The sequence below is a fragment of the Buchnera aphidicola (Macrosiphum gaurae) genome (assembly GCF_005080965.1).
Classification (GTDB): Bacteria; Pseudomonadota; Gammaproteobacteria; order Enterobacterales; family Enterobacteriaceae; genus Buchnera; species Buchnera aphidicola_S.
In genome coordinates, this window is sequence record NZ_CP034867.1 from 44,716 (window position 1) to 68,932 (window position 24,217).

A 24,217-nucleotide genomic window follows, 5' to 3' on the forward strand; every position below is an offset into this window, starting at 1 on the left:
TTTTATTAAATATTTTTAGAAGATTATTTGAATTATGTTTTGATCAAAAAGGCTGGTGAATCAAAATCACCAGCCATGCTTTGAAATTAATTAAATTATAAAATTTAATATTTTTATTTAATTTCGATTTCGGCACCCACATCTTCCAATGTTTTTTTAAGTGATTCTGCATCTGCTTTACTAAGATTTTCTTTTAAAACTGTTGGAGCAGATTCAACTAAGTCTTTAGCTTCTTTTAATCCCAATCCAGTTGCACTTCGTACAGTTTTAATTACTGATACTTTGTTTGGTCCAATAACTTTTAAAAAAATATCAAATTCTGTTTTTTCTTCATGTGAATCTTTTTCATTTTGGTTGTTAGTATTAGTAGACATACTAGCAGATACTCCAAATTTTTCTTCCATTGCTGAAATAAGATCTACGACATTCATAACAGACATTTCTGATACAGCTTCTAAAATTTGTTCTTTAGTAATAGACATAACAATAATTCCTAATAACAATTAGAATTATTTTAGATGTTATTAATACATCAAAAATAATAACCTTTAAGAGGTTTCTTTTTTTTGTTTTATAGCAGATAGTGTATAAACAAGTTTTCCGGCAACTGATATCTTCAATACTAATAAAAGTTTAATAATTGCTTCTTTATAAGTAGGCATATCTGCAAGTTGATTTATTTCTAAAGTCGAGAGTAATTTACCTTCAAAAGCTGCTCCTGTAATTTTAAAATGGGTGTTTTTTTTTGAAAACTCTTTAAATAATCTAGCACCACTACCTGGATGTATCATAGAATAAGCGATAAAAGTAGAACCTTTTAATTTTTTTTTTAAACATTCAAAAACAGTATTTTTAATAGCTAAAGAGAGTAGAGTATTTTGAACAATACTCATTTTTACTCCTATTTCACGTCCAGATTTTCTTAATTCATTTATTTTATTTACGCAAACACCTTGAGAATCTGCAGTAACAGCTGATAATGCTGTATTAGAAATTTTATTGATTTTGGAAACAATTAATTTCTTATTATAAAGATTTAATGCCATTTATTGCATTCTCCTTATTGATCTAGAGAGAAATAATTTAAATTAATTTTAAATAAAAATACTAACTATAATAAAAGATTTTTGTAAAATATATTTTTATTTTTTTCACTCTATGACTATAAAAAATTATTAAATAATAAATTTTGGCATTAGAATCAGATTATTTTTTAGGTGTTTTTAACTAAAAAGATTTAGCTGATAATTCAAAAAAGGGATATCATTATAAATAATTTTTATTATAGCGTAAAGTGAAAATCATTTTGTTAAGGAGACAAAGTAGATTGATCAAGAATTAATCCTACACCCATCGTTGTTGACAAAACTATTTTTTTTATATATATGCCCTTTGAATGTGGTGGTTTTGATTTTTTTATAGCTTCTAAAAATACATTAACATTTTCTTTTATTTGGTTTTTATTAAAATTAATTCGACCAATTGTAGCATGAATAATTCCATTTTTATCATTTCGATAGCGTACTTGTCCTGTTTTTGCATTTTTAATTGCTTTAGCGATATTCGTAGTTACTGTTCCTAATTTAGGATTAGGCATTAAATTGCGAGGACCAAGTATTTGTCCTAACTGTGTTACGACTTTCATCGCGTCAGGTGAAGCAATAACAATATCAAAATTAACACCTTCTTTTTTTATTTTTTCAGCTAAATCTTCCATTCCTATTAATTCTGCACCTGCATTTTTAGCTATTTCAACATTATTTCCTTGTGTAAATACAGCTACGCGAATAAAACGTCCAATGCCATTTGGCAGTACTACTGAACCTCGAATATTTTGATCTGATTTTTTAGAATCTATTCCTAAATTAATAGCGATGTCAACACTTTCATTAAATTTTACTTTAGATGATTCTTTCAAGAAATTTATCAGATCATCAATGTGGTATAATTTTTCAAAATTAATATTTTTTTTGATGTTTTCTATACGTTTGGCTGTTTTGTTCATTATTATTCCTCAATAATTAGACCCATAGATTTAGCAGTACCTTCAATAGATCTCATCATATTTTCAATATTAGAACCAGTCATGTCATTATTTTTGATAGTTGCTATTTCCTTGATCTGTGAACGCTTAATTTTTCCTATTTTTTCTAATTTAGTTTTACTAGAACCTTTTTTGATTCCAGACAATTTTTTTAACAGAATAGAAGCAGGAGGTGTTTTTGTAATAAATGTGAATGAACGATCAGAATAAACTGTAATAATTACTGGTATTGGCAATCCTTTTTCTATATTTTCTGTTTTTTTGTTAAATAATTTACAAAATTCCATAATATTAACACCTTTTTGACCTAAAGCAGGTCCGATTGGTGGACTAGGATTAGCTGTACCAGCTGAAACTTGTAATTTAATATATGATTGTATTTTTTTAGCCATTTTTTTTCTCATTTTATATTAATATTTATCAGTTTATTAATTTTTTTCAACTTGCCTAAAATCTAGTTCTACCGGAGTAGATCTTCCGAAAATGGAAACGGAGACTTTTAATCTGCTTTTTTCATAGTCTACTTCTTCTACAACACCATTAAAATCTGAAAAAGGACCATCATTAACACGAATCATTTCTCCTGGTTCAAATAAGGTTTTAGGTCTTGGCTTGTCACCAATCTTACGCAGTCTATTAACAATAATTTCTACTTCTTTATCACTAATAGGAGAAGGTTTATCTGATTTTCCACCTATAAATCCTAAAACTCTTGGAATATTTCTAATTAAATGCCAAGTTGAATCTGTCATTGTCATTTGGATTAAAACATATCCAGGAAAAAATTTGTATTCACTTTTCCTACGTTGTCCACCTCGAATTTCAATAACTTCTTGAGAAGGTACCATAACCTCTCCGAATAAATCTCCCATTTCATTTAATTTTACATATTCTCGTATTGATTGTGCTACTCGACTTTCGAATCCAGAAAAAGCTTGCAATACATACCATTTTTTTTTTTGACTTTGATGCATTTTTAGAACCTTAAACTAATAATAAATGCTATTAAATGAAATATTATACTATCTACACCCCACAAAAGAAGAGACATAATAATTGTTACAGAAATAACAATTAATGTAGTATATAAAGTTTCGTTATATTTAGGCCATATTATTTTTTGCATCTCTTTTTTTGACATAATTATATATGAAAATATGTTTTTACCTATTTTTGTATACATTAAAGTTACTATTGCAGACAAAATTAAAAAAGATATAATCAATATGCGAATAAATAATTTTTTCTTATAAAAATAGCAATTAATAAAAAAAGATAAAATTAAAAATATAGATATAAATAACCATTTTATTTTTTCTAAAATTTTAAATTTGTGGCGCTTGTAATTATTTTTATTCATAATTTCTCCTAAAATTATAAAATAATATAGAAAAAATATGTTAATAAATTAAATGTCTTTTTCTTTTTTGGATTTATAAAAATTATATTGTTCAGATAAAAAATTTTTCGTTATTTTTTAAAATTAAAAACTCTTAAAATAAACTATTTATTTTTAAAATAGATCAATTCGTTATGAAGTAAGTATAGAAATTTCAAAATATAGAATATTTTAAAATAAAGTATTAGGTGAGATTTATGAAAATGATTTGAAAATATTTTTTTAAAAAATTATTTTGATCATACATGTAATTGAATTAATTAAAATGTTTAGTTATGCTGATACCCAGAATTGAACTGGGGACCTCACCCTTACCAAGGGTGTGCTCTACCTACTGAGCCATATCAGCAATATTAATTTTTTTAGCGGACAGCGGGAATCGAACCCGCGTCATCAGCTTGGAAGGCTAAGGTAATAACCATTATACGATGTCCGCATTTTATAGGATTTATATTTTCATGTTGGTGGGAGAAGGATTCGAACCTTCGAAGTCTATGACGTCAGATTTACAGTCTGCTCCCTTTGGCCGCTCGGGAATCCCACCTAAAAATAATTTTTATGCCGGCTACCGGAATTGAACTGGTGACCTACTGATTACAAGTCAGTTGCTCTGCCTGCTGAGCTAAGCCGGCTTTTCTATTGAAAATCGTAAGAAATATTAAAAAGATTAGTTCTAAATAAATTATATTATATAATTTTTCATTCGTATTGCAAGTTTTTTATTAAAATAATCTTGCTTGTGGAAAATATTTTGCTTTTTACAAGCAATACAACTTTTATTTTTTTTTAAAATTTAAAAATATGTGATGCTTTTACTTTTCCAACTGATCCAATAAAGTCTATTTCTGGTTCTAAGAGTACACCAAACTTTTTTAAAATACATATATGTATTATTTTTGATAATTTTATAATGTCTTTAGGAGTAGCATTTTTTCGATTAATAATAATTAGTTTTTGTTTTGTGTGAATACTTGCATCACCAATCTTGATATTATTAAATTTATAATTTTCAATTAACCAAGCGCCAGAAATTTTTACTAAACCATTTTTTTCTGGATAACATGGTATCTTATATAAATATTTAAGTTTTTCTGCTTTTTCTTCTTTAATAATAGGATTTTTAAAAAAACTACCGGCATTACCAGTTTTTTTTGGATCAGGAATTTTTTTTTTGCGTATTTTACATATTATATTAAAAATATTATATGCAGTTATATTTATTGGTTTAATATAGTTTTCTAATGAAGAAAAAATTATTGGATTCCATGTCTTTGATAGTTTTATTCCGACTCCAATAATAGCATAATCATGATTATATTGATTTTTAAAAATACTATTTCGATAAGAAAATTTACAAAATTCTTTATGAATTCTTTTTATAGTATTATTCTTTAAAGATAATACATCAACATATTCACATATATCTTTAAATTCTAAACCGTATGCACCAATATTTTGAATTGCTGCAGATCCTATACAACCTGGAATTAATGCTAAATTTTCTAACCCAAAAATCCCTAAACTTAAAGTTAATTTCACTAAATCATGCCATTTTTCTCCCGAAAAAACATATAATAACCAAGTGTGTTTTTTTTCTATTATTCTTATTCCCTTAATACGATTAATAATTACTATTCCTTTGTAGTTTTCTAAAAATAATATGTTACTTCCTTCTCCTAAAATTATATAAGGAATATTGGATAATTTGCAGATGTCCGATATATTAATTAGTGATTTAATTGATTTTACAAAAATAATTTTTTTTGCTGTTACATCTATTGCAAATGTGTTTAAATCTTTTAATGATTGATTAGAAAGATCTTTTTTCTTACACATGGAATATTGCACAATAATATTATTTGTTTATTTTATAAAATTTTTAGCATATATAGTAATTTTTTATTTAACATTATGTTAATGGAGTTTAAAGATGAATTTTTTTTCCGAATATCATCAAGATATAATGAATCAAAAATTAAAAAATATTCGAAATAGTATACACTGTTCTTTTGAATTTTTTCCACCTAAAAATTCTTCTTTAGAAGAAAATTTATGGTCTTCAGTAACACGTCTGAGTAAATTAAAACCAAAATTTTTTTCTGTTACCTATGGTGCAAATTCTGGGGAACGTGAAAAAACATTTAACATTGTAAATAAGATATACAAAAAAACAGGTATTATTACAGCAGCGCATTTGACTTGTATTGATTCGACACCTTCTGAATTAAAAAAAATAGCAGAGAATTATTGGAATAACGGTATTAAAAGTATTGTTGCATTAAGAGGAGATACGTTAAAAAAAGATTATAAACATAATATGTATGCTTTAGATTTAGTTATTTTATTGAAAAAAATTGCTGATTTTGATATTTCTGTAGCTGCTTATCCCGAACTACATCCAGAATCAAAAAGTTCTAAATTAGATATTCTTAATTTAAAAAAAAAAATTGATGCAGGTGCGAATAGAGCAATTACCCAGTTTTTTTTTAATATTGAAAGTTATTTGCGTTTCCGAGAAAATTGCATTAAAAGTGGAATAAATGTTGAAATTATACCTGGCATTTTGCCCATTTGTAATTTTAAGCAATTACAACGTTTTTCAAAAATGACTAATATTAAAATTCCCAAATGGATGTTTGAGATGTTCCACGGTCTAGATGATGATTTAGTTACACAGAAAATTATAGGTTCTAGCATAGCAATAGAAATGGTAAAAAAACTATCCTTTGAAGGAGTAAAAAACTTTCATTTTTATACCTTAAATCAATCTGATATCACTTATGCCATTTGTCATATTTTAGGTTTATAAAAAAATTCAGTTTAATAACAAAATTTATGTATTAATTTACCAATAATATTTTTAGTTGGTTGAATAAAAAATTTTTCTAAATATTCATCTGGCTGATGTGCTTGTTCAATAGAACCTGGCCCTAGTATCAAGGTAGGTGCAATTGTTTTAAGAAAAGGAGCTTCTGTACAGTAATTTACTGTTGTACGATTTAATTGACATAATTTTGCTATTGTTTTAGTAATATTATCTTGATGAGAACATTCATAAGCAGGAACAGAAAAAAAAAGTTTTTTTATAAAAATACGATTATCAGACCATTTTTTTTTGATGAATGCTAATTTTTCTTCAATTAAAATTTCAATTTGTGTTAAAGTCAAACCTGGTATAGGTCGTATTTCAAAATTTAATACACATGAAGAACAAATTCGATTAATTGCATTCCCACCATGTATAGAAGCTAAATTCATAGTTGGATATGGAATAGAAAAATCTTGATGTCGATATTTTTGTTTTAAATGTTTTTTTAAAAGTAATAACGCTTGAATAACATGGTACATAATTTCAATACTGTTAACGCCATAATCGGGATTGCTAGAATGTCCTGTGTTTCCAATAACTTCAATTGAATAGGACACATGCCCCTTATGTGCATTAATTAATTTTAAAGATGTTGGTTCTCCAATTATTATACAATCTGGTTTAATATCAGTAGATTTTATAAAATGTCTGGCTCCAGACATATCTGTTTCTTCATTAGCAGTTGCAAGAATGTAAATAGGCTTAATGATCTTTTTTATGTTTATGGAAGATATTACATCTAATATAAAAGCAAAAAAACCTTTCATATCTACTGTTCCTAATCCATAAAATCTATCATTAGTTTCAGTTAATGTAAAAGGATCTTTTGTCCATTTTTTTTCATCAAAATCTACTGTATCTGAATGTCCAGATAATAAAATTCCTCCAGTTCCTGAACCAATAGAAGCCAGCATATTGAATTTATTAGTATATGAAATTTGATAGTTTTTTATAGAAAAATTTAAATCAGAAAAATAATTAGATAATAAATCAATAAAATTTTTATTGCTGTGATCAAGAGCTTTATTTTCACTACTAATTGTAGGGATTTTTATCAGTGATTTATAGACCTCAACAAAAGAAGATATTTTTTTTATCATATTAGAATTTTTTAAGTACATTTTGTCAATGAAATTTAAAATATTTTATTCGCAAATAGATAATTGATCAATATATTAATAATTTAAAATGTATTTTTTATAAAATTTAATACATTATTCTATCTATAAATAGTAATTCTTTGTTTAAGGTTTATTAATTTTATGTTGAATATATTAATTGTTGGTGCTAGTGGATATGCTGGTGCAGAATTAGTCAACTATATGAATCGTCATAGATTTGTTAATATAAAAAAAATATTTGTTTCAAATAATAGTTTAGATATAGGCAAGTTATTTTCAGATGTTCATCAACAATTTACAGGTGTTATGGATCTACGGTTCGAAGCTATAGAAAATTCTACTTTAATTGATAAAAATATTGATGCTGTTTTTTTAGCAACAGATCATTGTGTCAGTCATGTTCTCGTGCCTTCTTTTTTATCTTTAGGTTGTATTGTTTTTGATCTTTCTGGTGCTTATAGGTTTAAAAAAAGCACATCATATTTAGATTATTATGGTTTTGTGCATCAATATGAAGAACTTTTAAAAAAATCTGTTTATGGATTAGCAGAATGGAAGGAGAAAAAAGTTAAACAAGCAAATCTAATTGCAGTACCCGGATGTTATGCAACTTGTGTTCAATTAGCGTTAAAACCTCTTATTGAAGAAAATGTTCTTTGTGATATCAATATACCAATTATTAATGCTATCAGTGGTGTAAGTGGTGCTGGCAGAAAGACTAATGTAAAGAATAGTTTTTGTGAAGTGAGTTTGCAACCATATAATATTTTTACTCATCGTCATACTCCTGAAATTATAGAGCAATTAGGTATTCCAGTGATTTTTATTCCACATTTAGGTTCTTTTTCTCGGGGTATAATAGCTACTATCACATGCAAACTAAAATATAATATTAAATCTGCAGATATATATAATATTTTTTATAAGTTTTATGAGAACAAACCCTTAGTGCGTATATATAAAAAATATTTACCAAGTATTAAATCAGTTGAAAAACAACCATTTTGTGACATTGGATTTGTAGTAAAAGATAATTATATAGTAATTGTAACAGCGGAAGATAACTTATTAAAAGGTGCTGCTGCTCAAGCTGTACAGTGTTTTAATATTCGTTTTGGTTTTTCTGAAACGGAATCAATTATTTAATTAATGATGAGTATGTATAATGAATCCTTTAGTAATTAAATTAGGTGGAGTTCTTTTAGAAAGTGATAATGCTATGATGCGTCTATTTGAAGCTTTAGTTCATTATCGGCATTCTTATAAACGTCATATGTTAATAATTCATGGAGGAGGTCGTTTAATTGATGATTTAATGAAAAAACTTTCTCTTCCAGTTAAAAAAAAGAATGGTCTACGTATTACTCCATCTGAACATATTAATATTATTACAGGTGCATTAGCTGGAACTGCCAATAAAACTTTACTTGCATGGGCTTTAAAATACAATATAAATGCTGTTGGATTATGTTTAGCAGATGGAAAAAGTGTACATGTAGAAAAGTTAGATCAAGATTTGGGTCATGTTGGAAAAGCATTTCCAGGGTCACCATTATTTTTAAAAAAACTTTGTGAAGAAAGTATTTTGCCAATTATTAGTTCTATAGGAATTACTAATGATGGTTTGTTAATGAATGTCAATGCTGATTTAGCAGCAACAGCTTTAGCCACTACTTTGCAAGCTCATTTAATTTTATTATCTGACATAAGTTCAATACTAGATGGAAAAGGACAAAGAATTAAAGAGATTAATAGTATTAAAGCTCAAAGATTAATTAAACAAGGTATTATTACCAATGGTATGATTGTTAAAGTAAATGCAGCTTTAGAAGCTGCACGTGTTTTGCATCGCCCTGTAGATATAGCAAGTTGGCAAAATACAGAAGATTTAAAATTGTTGTTTAATGGTACAAACATTGGGACTCGAGTCTGCATATAATTCTATAATAAATATAATGGATTTCAAAAATGATTAGACAAAAACACAATAAAGTTGTTTTAGCATATTCTGGTGGTTTAGATACTTCAGCTATTATTCCATGGCTCAGAGAAAATTATAATTTTGAAGTTATTGCTTTTGTTGCGGATATAGGACAATCTAAACAAGATTTAAATGGTATTGAAAAAAAATCACTAGATTCTGGTGCATCTAGTTGCCATGTTTTTGATTTAAAAGAAGAATTTATAGAAGATTATGTTTATCCTGTTTTAAAAACTGGTGCTTTATATGAAGGTAGTTATTTATTAGGAACGGCTATGGCTAGACCTATTATTGCAAAAAAACAAGTAGAATTAGCATTAAATATTGGAGCAAATGCATTATGTCATGGCGCTACTGGAAAAGGAAATGATCAAGTGCGATTTGAAATGGCTTACGCTGCATTAGCTCCAGATTTAAATGTAATAGCACCATGGCGAGAATGGGATCTTAATTCAAGAGAATCACTATTAAAATATTTAGATGCAAGAAACATTCCTACAACTGCAACATTAGAAAAAATATATAGCAAAGATGAGAATTCCTGGCATATTTCAACAGAAGGAGGATTGCTTGAAAATCCTTGGAATCGATCTAATGCAGATTGTTGGAATTGGACAGTAGACCCAGAAGATGCACCAGAAGAACCTGAATATATTTCGTTAATATTAAAATCAGGCTCAGTAGTATCTGTCAATAATAAAAAATTAAATCCATTGCAATGTGTAGAGGAATTAAATAATTTAGGTTCCAGACATGGTATTGGCAGAATTGACATTGTTGAGAATAGATTAATTGGAATGAAATCTAGAGGCTGTTATGAAACACCTGGTGGTACTATTATTACTACAGCGATAAAAGCAATTGAACAATTAGTTTTAGATCGTGAAAGTTTTAAATGGAGAGAAAAAATAGGTTTAGAAATGTCATCTATTATTTATGATGGACGTTGGTTTTCCCCAATACGCAAATCTATACAAGCTGCTTCTGACTCATTATCATCAGAAATAAATGGAGAAGTTATATTAAAATTATACAAAGGCACTGTAATAGCTATTCAGAAAAAATCTCCAAATTCATTGTATTCTGAAGAATATGCTACTTTTAGTGAAGATGGTGTTTACAAACAATCTGATGCAGACGGATTTATTCGTCTTTTTTCCTTGTCTTCAAGAATACGTGCACGAAATAAATTAAAATAGTTTTTAAAAAATGTTAAAACACATTCATAATAAAATATTACATTTAATTTTCTTTTTACAGTTTTTTTATAGAGACAATATATGACACTTTGGGGTGGACGATTCATTAATGAATCTCATAAATTATTTAAAGAATTTAATAAATCTTTATCTTTTGATTATATTTTAGCAGAAGAAGATATCACTGCTTCCATCGCTTGGTCTAAAACATTGATGAAAAGTGGAATTATTAGCAAAAAAGAACAAACAATAATAGAATCTGCACTTTTTGAATTACTAATAGAAATTAAAAATAACATTAAAAATATTCTTAAAAGTAATTGCGAAGATATTCATAGTTGGGTAGAAGAAAAACTGATTAATAAAATCGGTAAATTAGGTAAAAAGTTACATACAGGTCGAAGTAGAAATGATCAGATCACAACTGATTTAAAATTATGGTGCAGAAATAGAATTAACGTTCTATTAGAAAATCTAATTGAACTACAAAAGAGTTTTATTATAACTGCTGAATTTAATCATAGTGTTATCATGCCGGGATATACTCATCTACAACGAGCTCAACCTATTACTTTTTCTTATTGGTGTTTGGCTTATGTGGAAATGTTAAGACGAGATGTTAGTCGCTTGAAAGATGTTTTAAAACGATTGAACATTAGTCCGCTTGGATCTGGTGCTCTTTCTGGTACCGCATGGAATATTAATCGTGAAGAACTTGCTTTATCTATGGGTTTTAGTTCTGCTACTAATAATGCACTTGATAGCGTTTCCGATCGAGATTATGTTGTGGAAATATTATCATCTGCATCAATCAGTATGATGCATTTATCACGATTTTCTGAAGATATAATTTTTTTTAATTCTGGTGAAGCTAATTTTATTGAGTTATCGGATTTAATTACATCAGGTTCATCATTAATGCCTCAGAAAAAAAATCCAGATGCATTGGAACTGATTCGTGCTAAATGTGGTCGTGTTCATGGATCATTAATTTCTATTTTGGTTATATTGAAATCTCTACCTCTATCTTATAATAAAGATATGCAAGAGGATAAAGAAGGTTTATTTGATGCAATAAAAACATGGAATGATTGTTTATGCATGGCAATATTAGTATTAAATAATATTAAAATAAAAAATAAATCGTGTCGCAAAGCCGCAGAAGAAGGATACTCTAATGCAACAGAAATTGCAGATTATTTAGTGAAAAAAGGTGTAACTTTTCGTGAGGCACATAATATATCTGGTCAATTAGTACTAAAAGCAATTAGTGAAAAAAAATCTTTAAATAATTTAGAATTATCTACATTTCAAATGTATAGTCCACTGATTCAAAATGATATATATAACAATATTACCTTAGAATCCTGTCTTGAAAAGAGACTGTCTAAGGGTGGTGTAGCACCAGATCAAGTTTATGAAGAAATTACAAAAGCAAAAAAAAGATTAAATATTTTTTAATATATTTTAATCAGTATAAAACTTTTTTTTTATTTGTGTTTATTAACTAGCATTTAAAAATAATTTAAATGCTGAGTTAATAATTTTTTAAAATATAAAATATAGGAAATATAATTTATGCAGAATATAGCATTTTTTATTAGTGAACATATCATACTTTTCAGTATATGGTTGTTGTGTCTTATTGCATTAATTTCTTTTGTTATTAAAAATATATTTTTACAATCTAAAATAATTAATAATTTTCAAGCAATTAAGTTAATTAATAAAGAAAAAGCTATTGTCATCGATACTCGTTCTCCAGAATCTTTTAAAGAAGGGCATATTATTAATTCTATTAATATTCCATTAAAAAATATTTTCTTAGGAGAGATTCAAGAAATACAGATATATAAATTTTCTCCTATCATTCTTATATTATATGAAACATATAGAGATAATTCGTGCATTAAAGAATTCTTTAAACATGGATTTAAACATGTTTATATTTTAAATAATGGTATATATTGTTGGAACGCAGATCATCTTCCGCTTGTTACTAAAGATAAATAACTTAAAAAAATTACGGAATAATTTTTTAATAAATTAAAAAAATTAAAAAATATCAAGATATATGTATTTATTACTTTTTAGGATGAGTTATGTCAGAAGAAAAAAAAAAACAAGAATTCTTTGAAATTCAACGTATTTATATAAAAGACGCTTCTTTTGAAGCTCCAAATACACCAAATGTTTTTCATATTAATTGGACACCCGATATTAAATTTAATTTAAATACTAGTGCTAAAAAAATAGAAAAAGATATTTTTGAAATTATTTTAAAAGTAAGAGTTGTAGTAAAAATTAAAGAAGATTTAATTTTTTTATGTGATATAGACCAAGCTGGTATTTTTTTTATTGCAAACTTGAACAAAAAAAGATTAAATCATTGTCTATATTCTTATTGTCCAAATATTTTGTTTCCTTATGCTCGTGCATGTATATCTAATTTAATATCTTATGGTAGTTTTCCTCAGATGAATCTTGGACCTGTTAATTTTGATGCTTTGTATCATGATCATGTGAAATTAGAAGAAAAAAATATAAATAAAAAATAAATCATGAATATTCTTATTATTTTCTAGGATATTAAAAAAATATAATTATAAGAAGAATGTGAATATACTATAGGAGAAAATTATGTATTTTACAGAAATATCAAGAATATGGAGGAAAATACTTCATGAAGTTTCTTTTTTATTAAAAAAAGAACCAATTTTATCAGATTTTTATCAATATAGTATATTGCAGCATGAAAGCTTAATTAGCTCTTTAAGCTACATCTTAGCAAATAAATTATCTACTTCTTCTGTTTCTGAAAAACAAATTAAAAGTGTATTTGATGAAATATATTTAAATAATCCATCTATATCAGATCTCATAGTACGAGATATAAAAGCTATATTATATAGAGATCCAGCAGTAAATGATTATTTAACACCTTTACTTTATTTGAAAGGCTTTCATGCATTAGAAGCATATAGAATAAGTCACTATCTTTGGAATATGAAAAAAAAATCATTATCTACATATCTACAAAGTAGAATATCTTCTGAATTTTCAGTTGATATTCATCCAGCTGCGTATATTGGATCTGGTGTCATGCTTGATCATGCAACAGGTATCGTTATTGGGGAAAACACTACTATAGAAGATGATGTTTCAATTTTTCATTCAGTTACTTTAGGTGGTACTGGAAAAAATTTCAGTAAAAATAGACATCCTACTATTCGTAAAGGAGTTATTATAGGGGCTGGAGCAAAAATTTTAGGAAATATTGAAATAGGTTTAGAAGCAAAAATAGGAGCAGGTTCAATAGTTTTGAAAAGTGTTCCTTCATATGTAACCGTTGTTGGAGTACCAGCAAAAATTATAAATCAATTAGATAGTAAAAAATATTTTTCTAGGAAAGAAAAAAATATTTTGGAATCTACTAATATGTTTCAATACGGAGATGGTATTTAGTATGTTTTTGATATATAAAATAAAAACTTCTGTTTTGTTGAAAAAATTATAGTAGATATACTAATATGAGTACAGAAGCTTTATTTTATATTTAATTTTTCTATTTTAATCGTCTAAAAAACTACGCAATACTTCTGATCTGCTTGGATGACGTAGTTTGCGAAGCGCTTTTGCTTCTATTTGACGTATTCTTTCACGAGTAACATCAAATTGTTTACCAACTTCTTCTAGGGTATGATCAGTGTTCATGTCTATCCCAAATCGCATACGTAAAACTTTTGCTTCGCGAGCTGTAAGACCTGATAAGACATCATGAGTAGCTGAACGTAAACTTTCAGATGTAGCAGAATCTAATGGTAATTCTAAAGTGGTATCTTCAATAAAATCACCTAAATGTGAATCATCATCATCTCCAATAGGTGTTTCCATAGAGATAGGTTCCTTGGCGATTTTTAAGACTTTTCTAATTTTATCTTCAGGAATAAGCATTTTTTCAGATAATTCTTCTGGAGTCGGTTCTCGACCTATTTCTTGTAACATTTGTCTAGAAATACGGTTGAGTTTATTAATGGTTTCAATCATGTGTACTGGAATACGAATAGTACGGGCCTGATCAGCAATAGATCTTGTAATCGCTTGTCGAATCCACCAAGTTGCATAAGTTGAAAATTTGTAACCCCGACGATATTCAAATTTATCTACAGCTTTCATTAGACCAATGTTTCCTTCTTGAATTAAATCTAGAAATTGTAGTCCTCTATTTGTATACTTTTTTGCAATGGAAATAACTAATCTTAAATTAGCTTCTACCATTTCTTTTTTTGCTCGTCTGGCTTTTGATTCTCCAATAGACATTCTTTTGTTGATATCTTTTACTTGTTCAATAGTTAAACCAGTTTCTTCTTCTATTTTAATTAATTTTTCCACACTGATAAAAACAGCTTCTTTGACTTTTTTTAAATTTTCAGACCATGGTTGATTTGTATTTTGTTCTTTTATAAACCAAAGATTATTAATCTTTTTTACCGGGAAAATTTTAATAAAATTTTTTTTTGGCATTTTGCATGTTTCAACACATAATTTTATAATAATTCTTTCTTGAGTTCGTACTCTTTCCATCATATGTCTCATATTATTAACTAAATGATCAAATTGTTTAGGAACCAATCTAAATTGTTTAAAAACTTCTGAAAGATTATAAATTTCTAATAATGCGTCTTTATGTGTTCTATTTTTATTTTTAATTATGTTATTTGTATTATTATATTGTATACGTAATTCAGTAAATTTTTCACTAGCTAATTCCGGATCAATACTATGATCATCTTCATGGTCTTCTTGATTATCTTCCCCTTCTTCATTATTTTGATCTTCATCTAGAAGTTCAGAACCTATATGAATAGCGGCGGGAGAAAAAATTTCTTCTGCATTTGGATCCACAAAACCTGTTATTATATCTGATAATCGTATCTGACCAGTTTTAACTCGATCGTATTGTTCTAGAAGATACGTAATAGCTTCTGGATATTCTGATACTGAGCATTGAACTTGATTAATACCTTCTTCAATACGTTTAGCTATATCAATTTCTCCTTCTCGTGTAAGTAATTCTACAGTACCCATTTCTCTCATATACATTCGTACGGGATCAGTAGTTCGCCCTAATTCAGACTCTACACTAGATAGTACTTGTGTTGCTGCTTCAACTGCATCCTCGTCTGTATCTGTATTAATTTCATTTAATATCAAATCGTCAGCATCAGGTGCTTCTTCAACTACTGGAATGCCCATATCGTTAATCATCTGAATGATATCATCGATTTGTTCAGAATCAATAATATCTTCTGGTAAATGATCATTAACTTCAGAATAGGTTAAATACCCTTGCTCCTTACCATGTGTAACAAGTAGCTTAAGTTGCGACTGTGGGTTTTGATCCATAATACGGTATCCAGATTCTATTAATTTAATGAATATTAATTGACTGATTTGTCAATAATGAATAATAAAATTATCTTAAATTTTTAAATATATTAAAAAAGTATTTTTAATTTTTAAAATATTAATATATATTTAATTACTATTAAATCTTTTAAAGAAATTAGTGCTATTTTTTTGATAATGCTTTATTAATAGACCAGATTTCTTTTTTTTCTCTCATTTTTAATCCCTTTATTCTTTCTTTAGAAATAAGATATTCTTGTCTTTTTTCAAGGATTTTATCATATATATTCATTAGTAAATCCAAAAACATATTTTGGATTTCTTTTTGAATTATCATATGATCCCATCTTGCTAAAATTTTTAAAACATTAATTATTTTAGTATTTCTATATAATTCTAGTAGTTGACCTGTTTTAATATTAGGATTATCAAGACATGTCTGTAATATTTCTAAAAAAATAGGTAGGCCTTTTATTTTTAAATTTTTAAATTTTGTTATCGAAGGAGCTATTTTTGCTAAACTAGGATTTTGTATAAGTAGTCCTATCAGAGTGCGCATTGGAGTACGCTTGATTTGAAATGGTATTTTTTTGGTGTATTTAATTTCTTTTTCATATAAAAATTTTTCGAATTGATTATCATCCAAAATTCCTATCATTCTAGCTAATATTTGACGCAAATAAATTCTTATCGTATCACTGGAAATAGTATTTATTAAAGGTAAAGCACGTGCGCTTAAATAAAATTTATCATCATTAGATGATAAGTTAACATTTTTTAATATGTTTTTAAAAAAAAATTTTGACATAGTAATTGCATTTTTTATTCGCATTTGAAATTTTTCTGTACCTTCTTTGCGAATAATTGAATCAGGATCTTCGTTATCAGGTAACAAGAGAAATTTTAAGGTTTTTTTATCTGATATGTATGGCAAAGCCTTTTTTAAAGTTTGCCAAGCAGCATTTTTCCCTGCATCATCACCATCATAGCAGTATATAATCACATCTGTGTTTTGAAAAAGAATCTGAATATGTTCACTTGTTGTTGAAGTTCCTAAGGTAGAAACTACATAATTAATATTATATTGTGTTAATGTTATAACATCAATGTATCCTTCAACAACCAATAAATATGTAGGTTTTAAACATTTTTTTTTAACTTGATATAATCCATAAATTTGTTTTCTTTTATGAAAAATATCTGTTTCAGGTGAATTAAGATATTTTGGTAAATTATTATTTAATGAACGACCTCCGAAAGCAATAATTCTTCCATGGTAATCTTGTATAGGAAATATTATACGTCCTTGAAATCGATCGTATATATATCCCTTTTTACTAACAGAAATTATATTGTAAGTTAATAGTTCTTGTTCAAATTCTTTATTTATGTTTAGTTTTTTATGAAAGTTATTCCAGCTTGAACTAGAAAAGCCAATTAAAAAACGATCAATCATGTTTTTATTAATACCTCTTTTAGCTAAATATTGATTAGCTATATCAGTAAAATTTATATTTTTTTTGTATAATTTACATATTCTTTCCATCAATAAATACAGTTTTTGTTTTCTAAAATAAAAATTATTTGATGCTGTGTTTTCAAATGGCATGGTAATACCATGCATTATAGCAAGCTCTTCAATGGTTTCTATAAAACTTAAATTTTCATACTGTATTAAAAAGTCAATGGCATTACCATGTGCATTACATCCAAAACAATAGTAAAATTGTTTTTCATAACTTACAGTAAAAGATGGAGTTTTATCATTATGAAAAGGACAGTTAGTTTGATAATTTTTACCATTTTTTTTTAATGTTAGACGTGCATGAATTAATTCTACAATATTAGTTCGACATAGTAGTTCGGTGATAAAATATTTAGGTATTTTCCCAGACATGTAGTTTTGCAATTATATAATTTATTTCCGTTCTTAAAAAAGAACGGCTTTTTTTAGTTATTTTTTTACTAAAATATATTTAGTACATACGAATACGTCTTGCGTTTTCTCGTGTAAGTTTTTTTGCAAGACGTTTAACAGCTGAAGCTTTCGCTCGCTTACGTTCAGTAGTTGGTTTTTCATAAAATTCTCTTCGACGAATTTCAGCTAAAATACCAGCTTTTTCACAAGATCGTTTAAAACGACGGAGTGCCACATCAAATGGTTCATTTTCACGTACTTTTATTATTGGCATTCAAAATTTACCTCAATTATCTACTTTTATGAAATAAAATATTATCAAAATATATTTAAAACAATAGATCCTATATCAATGAGTATTATATTGTAAAGTATCATTTTTTATGTTTAATATAGTTTTAATAAAATTTTTCAAAATTATGTTATTTAGAATAACATTAATTAAAAATTGATGTAAAATGTATTTTTCTTATATAAAACTTTAATGTATAGGTGCAAATTTATGAGAATATTAGGTATTGAAACTTCTTGCGATGATACAGGTATAGCAATTTATGATAGTAAAGAAGGATTGTTAATCAATGAAGTGTATAACCAAAGAAATTTGCATAATATGTATGGAGGTGTTGTTCCAGAATTAGCATCGCGAGAACATCTGACTGCAATGATTATTTTATTAAAAAAAATATTTAGAAATAAAAGTATTACTGAATGTATTAATATAATTGCTTACACTGCTGGTCCTGGTTTAGTCGGTTCATTATTAGTAGGTGCTACATTCGCATGTTCATTAGGACTGTCTTTAAATATACCTGTCCTTCCCGTTAATCATATCGAGGCGCATTTATTATCACCAATGTTAAATTTTAAATCCATTAAGTTTCCATTTATTGCATTACTAGTATCTGGGAAACACACACAAATTATTGGTGCTCATAAATTTGGTAAATATGAAATACTTGGAAATTGTTTAGATGATGCAGCTGGTGAGGCATTTGATAAGACAGCAAAATTATTAGGATTAAAATATCCAGGTGGTGCCGAGTTATCTAAATTAGCATGTAACGGGATTGAAGATTATTGCTATTTTCCCAGACCCATGATACATCATTCTAGTTTAAATTTTAGTTTTTCGGGTTTAAAGACTTTTGTAGCTCAAAAAATTAATAAATGCAATCAAAGTATACAAGAAAAAGCTAATATTGCAAGAGCTTTTGAAGATGCAGTAATTGATGTATTATTAATTAAAACTAAAAAAGCGTTAAAAAAACAAAAATGGAAACGTTTAGTTATAGCAGGTGGCGTTAGTGCAAACTATAATTTACGTGAAAAATCTGAAAAAATGGTTAAAAAATATTTTAATGGAAAAGTTTTTTATCCTACTCCAGAATTGTGTACAGATAATGGCGCTATGATTGCATATCTTGGTTTATTACGTCAAAAAGAAGCAAAAAAACCTCAATTAGAAATATTAGTAAAACCAAAATGGTCTATAAACGATTTGTTTTTTTAATGTAAAATATTAAATCTTTTATAGTTAATACTTGCATTTTTTTATTTTTAGAAAATTCTATTATTTCAGGCATACGAGCCATAGTTCCATCTTTGTTAGTTAATTCACAAATGACTCCAGTTGGTTTGAGTCCTGCTAGAGAAACTATTTCGATAGCAGCTTCTGTATGTCCTGCTCTAAATAAAATTCCACCTTCATGCGCTCTTAACGGGAAAACATGTCCTGGTCTGTTTAAATCGCTGGGTTTAGCATTATCAGCAATAGCAGTTTTTATGGTAGTAAGTCTATCTTTAGCTGATACACCAGTAGAAATTCCTTTAGAAGCTTCTATTGTCACTGTAAAACCAGTACGATATGTACTAGTATTTCTTTTAACCATCATAGGTAAATTCAGTTGTTTGCGTTTAGATTCAGTTATACAGAGACATACTATCCCGCTACCATAACGAATTGTTAGAGCCATTTGTTCTATTGTCATATTTTCAGATGCGAATACGAGATCTCCTTCGTTTTCACGTTTTTCGTCATCTAATATAATAATTCCTTGACCAGATTGTAATGCAAGTATTGCTTTTTGAATTCGTTCTATAGGTGTTCCAAATGTAGATAAGAGTTTTTGGTTCATTATAAAAATCTTAGTAGAGTTAAATCGTTCCAAAAAAAGTTTTATGCATATTGAATTTAATTAATTTCTCATCTTTATATTTTAAATTATTTATATTATAAGAATTGATAATTAATACATTATATATTGAATTAAATTTAAGAGCAATGTAGAAATTTTTGTTTTAAATAATATTTAAAATGTTTTTATATATTATTTACTCACTTAGTAAAGTATTTTATTTATATCTGTCTAAATATTGCATAAGTTTTATAGAAAATTATAAAGATAAACAATCAGATTTTTTATTGTTTATTTAAAACACAATTTAATTCATCAATAGTTAATGTTTCAGTGCCAATTTTTTGTATTACTATGCTAGCTGCAATATTAGCATAAAAACATGCCTCCTCTAAAGAATATCCTGTGGCTAAAGATGCTGCAATTATAGCAATTACAGTATCTCCAGCGCCGGTTACATCAGAAGCTATTTTAGATAAAGCAGGAAAATGTATTGGTTTTTTTTGTGTTTGAAATAAAGTCATGCCTTGCTTTGAACGGGTAACTAATAATGCTGATAAATTTAGTTCAGATAATAATTTTATCCCTCTTTGTAAAATTTCATTTTCTCTATAACATTTTCCAACTATTTTTTCAAATTCAGAAAGATTTGGTGTCAATAAACTAGCACCAGAGTATTTTTTAAAATCAATTCCTTTAGGATCTATCAGTGTAGGAATAGACATTTTTTTTGCAAAACGAATAATTTTTTTTATATTTACTAAAGTGCCCTTTGCATAATCTGATAGCACTAAAATTTTGAATTTTGACAATGAATCAATAATTTTCTGATCTAGTATGCTATTTTTTTTAGAAATATATTTTTCTTGAAAATCTACTCGAATTAATTGTTTTTTTTCTGATAAAACTCTAATTTTAGTAATGGTTTTATTTTTTTTTATAGAAATTAAATCGCAATTAATTCGTACATGTTCCATAAGTTTTCTTAATATTAATCCTTCATTATCCATACCAATAAAACCAATTATTTTAGAATAACCTCCAATTTCTGCAATATTTTTAGCTACATTTGCAGCACCTCCAGGTTGTTCTTTAATTTTATGAATTGGGACGATTGGTGTGGATTGTTCAGACAGCATGTAATGGTTTTTACTGTACCAATAACAATCTAGTATTAGATCTCCTACAACTAGAACAAATGAATTATTGAAATTAATTAATTTTTTTTTCATAATATCATCCTTATAATTTTAAATAATTTAATAAATATTAAACACTTAACATTTTTTTAAAATAAATATAAAAAATGTAAAGTTGATAAGATATTTTTTATATATTATATAAAACATTATTACAAGATTTAATTTTTTAAAATAATAAATAATTATATAAAAATTTTTATTTTTCTATTATAGAATAGATTTTTTTTAGTATGAGAAAATTATTGTGAAAATATATTTAGTAGGAGGAGCTGTCCGCGACTCTTTGCTCGATTTGCCTGTTAAAGATAAAGACTGGGTGGTAGTAGGCGGTACAGAAAAAATATTGTTAGAAAGAAATTTTCAACAAGTTGGTAAAGATTTCCCAGTTTTTTTACATCCAGAAACACATGAAGAATATGCTTTAGCAAGAAAAGAAAGAAAATCTGGGAAAGGATATACTGGTTTTGATACTGATTGTAATCCTAATGTAACTTTAGAAGAAGATTTAATAAGAAGAGATTTAACAATTAACGCTATTGCTCAAGATCAATATGGTAATTATATTGATCCTTTTCAAGGTAAAAGAGATATTAAAAATCGTTTAATAAGACATGTTTCAGAATCTTTTTCGGAAGATCCATTACGTGTTTTACGTGTAGCAAGATTTGCTGCTGCTTTAATGCATTTAGGATTCAAAATTGCAAAAGAAACTATGTTGTTAATGTGTGTTATAGTAAAAAAAAAGGAGTTGTCATATTTAACTTCAAATAGAATATGGAATGAAACCGAAAAAGCTTTTAAAACTTCTAATCCTCATGTATATTTCCAAGTTTTATATGCTTGTAATGCACTTAATTTCTTTTTTCCAGAAATGTACTTTTTATATGAAAAAAAAAATTTTCTAAATTATACTCTTTTTAACAAATTATATGATAACAACATAATATTAATGGGGTTAGCTAAAATATCACTTTATAATAAAGATGTTGATATGCGTTTTTCTTATTTATGTCAATTTTTATCGGTTAATCAAACAGATAAAAATTATTCAGGAATATTTTTTGATTCATATTCAGCTTCTATTGTTAAAAATCTATGTAAGCGATTTAATATTCCATCTTATATCAGAGATATAGCAGTCTTGAATACTGGGTTTTATTTTTTTTTAAGTACTATTCATCATCAATCATCTAGAAATATTATAAACCTGTTTTCAAAAGTTGATGCTTGGAGAAAACCAGAACGTGTTAAAAAAATAGCATTTTTGAGTAATTTTAATTTTCCTAATCAGTATAAATCTGAATTTTTTTATATGAAATCTGGTTGTTTTTTAAAAGAGTGTTTTAATATTGTTAGAAGTGTTTCTATTAAATTAATTTTACAAAAAGGTTTTAAGGGTCATAAAATAAAAGATGAATTAATGCGTTTAAGAATTAAAAAATTAGAATTATGGCGTTTAAAAAAATTAAATGTTGTTCCTATCTGTAAAAATATATTCTTTTAATCAAAAATTTAAAATTAATTAATGAAATAAATTAATCCAACTATTATAAAACGATATATTCCAAAAAATATTAGTGATGTTTTATTTATTATTTTTAATAATTTTTTAATACATATTAGAGAAACTACAAAAGATATTATAAATCCAGTAAAAAATACTGGAATATCTGATATTTTAATATTATTGATATTTTTCATAAAATCTAAAAAAGATGCTCCCATTATTAATGGTATTGATATTATAAAAGAGAATTCTATCGAAACCGATTTTTTAATACCTAATAGTATTCCAGTTGCTATAGTTACTCCAGATCTTGAAAAACCAGGATATAAACAAAAAGTTTGAAAAAGACCAATTATTGCAGATTGAAATAAAGTAATTTCGTTAATACTATATGTTGTATATTTTTTAGGTTTGAATATTTCAGATACTAATAAAAACACACCACCTAATATCAATGAATACATAATATTATGTGTATTAAATAACGATTTAATTTTTTTATAAAATATAAGTCCCAAAAATATTGTAGGTAAAATAGAAATAAGGACATGTATAGTTTTTGTTTTTTTATTTTCAATGTTTATATTAAATTTTATTATCTTTAAGATTTTTTTGTGAAAAAAATATAAAATTGATAATGCGGAACCCAATGTAATAAATGTTTCTAATATTTTTGTGTTATTGTTGCCTTCTATATTTAACCAATGAGAAGCTATAATTATATGTCCTGTAGAAGAAATAGGAAGAAATTCTGTTATCCCTTCTATTACTCCAATAATAATAGAAGCGATAACTTGATATAAATCAAGCATTATTTTTCCGTTAAAATTATTTAATATTAATAGTGTATAATTAAAACGGTACTAAATAACAGCACCGTTTTTATATTATAAATCAATGATATAAAGTGATAATAACTGTCTTTCCAGCAATAATAGTCCCAGATGATTTTTTTATTTTTTTAAAATTTTCTATATTAGATATTACGACAGGTGTCAAAATAGACTGTGCTTTTTCTTTAAGAAAATTTAAATCAAACGTGAGAATTTCGTCTCCTATTTTTACTATTTGATTATCTTTTGCTTTTTTTTTAAAACCTTCTCCTTTTAACTTTACTGTATCAATTCCAAAATGTACAAACAATTCTACATCATCTTCTGAAATAATTGAAAAAGCATGCATAGTTTCAAATATTTTTCCAATTTTTCCATTTACTGGTGCTAGAATTTGATTTCCTGATGGTTTGATAGCTATTCCATCTCCTACAATTTTTTTAGAAAAAACATGATCTGGTACATCTTCAATTTTTATTATATCACCTGATAAAGGTGCAATAATTTCTATTTTTTTAGAAAAATTAGTTTTTTTGCTGTTAAAAAAATCAGAAAAGAAACTCATTTTTTTCTCCTGAGTACTTTTTTTGTATCTTT

At 26.5% G+C, this 24,217-nt stretch carries 25 protein-coding genes and 4 tRNA genes; 10 read left to right on the forward strand and 19 right to left on the reverse strand.

The features are described 5' to 3' along the window. Window positions 1–113: 113 nt before the first annotated feature. From rplL to murB, 11 genes are all read right to left on the reverse strand, one after another. Window positions 114–482, reverse strand: a complete 369-nt coding sequence (gene rplL, locus D9V72_RS00175; protein ID WP_158354410.1) for a 50S ribosomal protein L7/L12 — start codon at window positions 480–482, stop codon at window positions 114–116. Window positions 483–548: 66 nt separating this feature from the next. Further along, entirely contained in the window at window positions 549–1,046 is a 498-nt protein-coding gene (rplJ, locus tag D9V72_RS00180; protein ID WP_158354412.1) for a 50S ribosomal protein L10, read from the reverse strand. Between the two features lie 263 nt (window positions 1,047–1,309). After that, complete coding sequence (gene rplA / locus D9V72_RS00185) at window positions 1,310–2,005, reverse strand: 50S ribosomal protein L1 (RefSeq protein WP_158354414.1); 696 nt, start codon at window positions 2,003–2,005, stop codon at window positions 1,310–1,312. A 2-nt stretch (window positions 2,006–2,007) separates the two neighbouring features. Continuing rightward, a complete protein-coding gene (gene rplK / locus D9V72_RS00190; protein WP_158354416.1) occupies window positions 2,008–2,436 on the reverse strand; it encodes a 50S ribosomal protein L11 in 429 nt (142 codons plus the stop codon). A 36-nt stretch (window positions 2,437–2,472) separates the two neighbouring features. Further along, window positions 2,473–3,018: a transcription termination/antitermination protein NusG gene (gene nusG, locus D9V72_RS00195; protein WP_158354419.1), complete on the reverse strand. Its 546-nt coding sequence runs from the start codon at window positions 3,016–3,018 to the stop codon at window positions 2,473–2,475. A gap of 2 nt (window positions 3,019–3,020) precedes the next feature. After that, a complete protein-coding gene (secE, locus tag D9V72_RS00200) occupies window positions 3,021–3,404 on the reverse strand; it encodes a preprotein translocase subunit SecE (RefSeq protein ID WP_158354420.1) in 384 nt (127 codons plus the stop codon). 315 nt (window positions 3,405–3,719) lie between these two features. After that, a tRNA-Thr gene (locus D9V72_RS00205) sits at window positions 3,720–3,792 on the reverse strand. A gap of 15 nt (window positions 3,793–3,807) precedes the next feature. Then, window positions 3,808–3,879, reverse strand: a tRNA-Gly gene (locus D9V72_RS00210). Between the two features lie 26 nt (window positions 3,880–3,905). After that, a tRNA-Tyr gene (locus D9V72_RS00215) sits at window positions 3,906–3,987 on the reverse strand. Window positions 3,988–4,002: 15 nt separating this feature from the next. Beyond that, window positions 4,003–4,075 (reverse strand) — tRNA-Thr (locus D9V72_RS00220). 154 nt (window positions 4,076–4,229) lie between these two features. Next, on the reverse strand, window positions 4,230–5,279 hold the full coding sequence (gene murB / locus D9V72_RS00225) for a UDP-N-acetylmuramate dehydrogenase (RefSeq protein ID WP_158354422.1): 1,050 nt from the start codon (window positions 5,277–5,279) through the stop codon (window positions 4,230–4,232). Between the two features lie 94 nt (window positions 5,280–5,373). Here murB and metF point away from each other — a divergent pair, with 94 nt between their 5' ends. Next, window positions 5,374–6,252 (forward strand): methylenetetrahydrofolate reductase, encoded by an 879-nt coding sequence (gene metF, locus D9V72_RS00230; protein WP_158354424.1) that lies wholly within the window; start codon window positions 5,374–5,376, stop codon window positions 6,250–6,252. A gap of 11 nt (window positions 6,253–6,263) precedes the next feature. Here metF and argE read toward each other — a convergent pair whose 3' ends face one another. After that, window positions 6,264–7,412, reverse strand: a complete 1,149-nt coding sequence (argE, locus tag D9V72_RS00235; RefSeq protein WP_158355411.1) for an acetylornithine deacetylase — start codon at window positions 7,410–7,412, stop codon at window positions 6,264–6,266. Between the two features lie 162 nt (window positions 7,413–7,574). On the opposite strand from argE, the gene argC reads away from it, so the two are divergent. From argC to cysE, 7 genes are all read left to right on the forward strand, one after another. Next, on the forward strand, window positions 7,575–8,579 hold the full coding sequence (gene argC / locus D9V72_RS00240) for an N-acetyl-gamma-glutamyl-phosphate reductase (protein ID WP_158354426.1): 1,005 nt from the start codon (window positions 7,575–7,577) through the stop codon (window positions 8,577–8,579). Between the two features lie 19 nt (window positions 8,580–8,598). Then, window positions 8,599–9,372 (forward strand): acetylglutamate kinase, encoded by a 774-nt coding sequence (gene argB / locus D9V72_RS00245; protein ID WP_158354428.1) that lies wholly within the window; start codon window positions 8,599–8,601, stop codon window positions 9,370–9,372. Window positions 9,373–9,401: 29 nt separating this feature from the next. Then, on the forward strand, window positions 9,402–10,613 hold the full coding sequence (locus D9V72_RS00250; protein ID WP_158354430.1) for an argininosuccinate synthase: 1,212 nt from the start codon (window positions 9,402–9,404) through the stop codon (window positions 10,611–10,613). Between the two features lie 81 nt (window positions 10,614–10,694). Continuing rightward, window positions 10,695–12,074, forward strand: a complete 1,380-nt coding sequence (argH, locus tag D9V72_RS00255) for an argininosuccinate lyase (RefSeq protein WP_158354433.1) — start codon at window positions 10,695–10,697, stop codon at window positions 12,072–12,074. A 117-nt stretch (window positions 12,075–12,191) separates the two neighbouring features. Continuing rightward, complete coding sequence (locus tag D9V72_RS00260) at window positions 12,192–12,626, forward strand: rhodanese-like domain-containing protein (protein WP_158354435.1); 435 nt, start codon at window positions 12,192–12,194, stop codon at window positions 12,624–12,626. Between the two features lie 89 nt (window positions 12,627–12,715). Further along, a complete protein-coding gene (gene secB / locus D9V72_RS00265) occupies window positions 12,716–13,171 on the forward strand; it encodes a protein-export chaperone SecB (protein ID WP_158354437.1) in 456 nt (151 codons plus the stop codon). 82 nt (window positions 13,172–13,253) lie between these two features. Continuing rightward, the gene (gene cysE, locus D9V72_RS00270; RefSeq protein ID WP_158354439.1) at window positions 13,254–14,078 is read left to right on the forward strand and encodes a serine O-acetyltransferase; all 825 of its coding nucleotides are present in this window, start codon (window positions 13,254–13,256) and stop codon (window positions 14,076–14,078) included. 105 nt (window positions 14,079–14,183) lie between these two features. On the opposite strand, the gene rpoD is transcribed toward cysE, so the two are convergent. From rpoD to rpsU, 3 genes are all read right to left on the reverse strand, one after another. Beyond that, window positions 14,184–16,019 carry an RNA polymerase sigma factor RpoD gene (gene rpoD / locus D9V72_RS00275; protein WP_158354441.1) on the reverse strand — a complete coding sequence of 612 codons (1,836 nt, stop codon included), beginning with the start codon at window positions 16,017–16,019 and terminating at the stop codon, window positions 14,184–14,186. A gap of 166 nt (window positions 16,020–16,185) precedes the next feature. Continuing rightward, window positions 16,186–17,919 (reverse strand): DNA primase, encoded by a 1,734-nt coding sequence (gene dnaG, locus D9V72_RS00280; RefSeq protein ID WP_158354443.1) that lies wholly within the window; start codon window positions 17,917–17,919, stop codon window positions 16,186–16,188. A gap of 79 nt (window positions 17,920–17,998) precedes the next feature. Continuing rightward, window positions 17,999–18,214, reverse strand: coding sequence for a 30S ribosomal protein S21 (rpsU, locus tag D9V72_RS00285; RefSeq protein ID WP_009874014.1), 216 nt, complete (start codon window positions 18,212–18,214; stop codon window positions 17,999–18,001). Between the two features lie 228 nt (window positions 18,215–18,442). Between rpsU and tsaD the strand changes: the two genes are divergently transcribed. Next, the gene (gene tsaD, locus D9V72_RS00290) at window positions 18,443–19,453 is read left to right on the forward strand and encodes a tRNA (adenosine(37)-N6)-threonylcarbamoyltransferase complex transferase subunit TsaD (RefSeq protein WP_158354445.1); all 1,011 of its coding nucleotides are present in this window, start codon (window positions 18,443–18,445) and stop codon (window positions 19,451–19,453) included. Here the strand turns inward: tsaD and ribB are convergent. Beyond that, window positions 19,431–20,078, reverse strand: coding sequence for a 3,4-dihydroxy-2-butanone-4-phosphate synthase (gene ribB, locus D9V72_RS00295; RefSeq protein ID WP_158354447.1), 648 nt, complete (start codon window positions 20,076–20,078; stop codon window positions 19,431–19,433). The two genes, tsaD and ribB, sit on opposite strands and share 23 nt — an antisense overlap. Before the next feature lie 284 nt (window positions 20,079–20,362). Beyond that, window positions 20,363–21,310: a D-glycero-beta-D-manno-heptose-7-phosphate kinase gene (rfaE1, locus tag D9V72_RS00300; RefSeq protein ID WP_158354448.1), complete on the reverse strand. Its 948-nt coding sequence runs from the start codon at window positions 21,308–21,310 to the stop codon at window positions 20,363–20,365. Between the two features lie 214 nt (window positions 21,311–21,524). On the opposite strand from rfaE1, the gene D9V72_RS00305 reads away from it, so the two are divergent. Further along, the gene (locus D9V72_RS00305) at window positions 21,525–22,784 is read left to right on the forward strand and encodes a tRNA CCA-pyrophosphorylase (protein WP_158354450.1); all 1,260 of its coding nucleotides are present in this window, start codon (window positions 21,525–21,527) and stop codon (window positions 22,782–22,784) included. A 14-nt stretch (window positions 22,785–22,798) separates the two neighbouring features. Here the strand turns inward: D9V72_RS00305 and D9V72_RS00310 are convergent, their stop codons facing one another. Next, complete coding sequence (locus D9V72_RS00310) at window positions 22,799–23,599, reverse strand: undecaprenyl-diphosphate phosphatase (protein ID WP_158354452.1); 801 nt, start codon at window positions 23,597–23,599, stop codon at window positions 22,799–22,801. Between the two features lie 82 nt (window positions 23,600–23,681). Beyond that, window positions 23,682–24,185: a PTS glucose transporter subunit IIA gene (gene crr, locus D9V72_RS00315; RefSeq protein WP_158354454.1), complete on the reverse strand. Its 504-nt coding sequence runs from the start codon at window positions 24,183–24,185 to the stop codon at window positions 23,682–23,684. Between the last annotated feature and the right edge of the window lie 32 nt (window positions 24,186–24,217).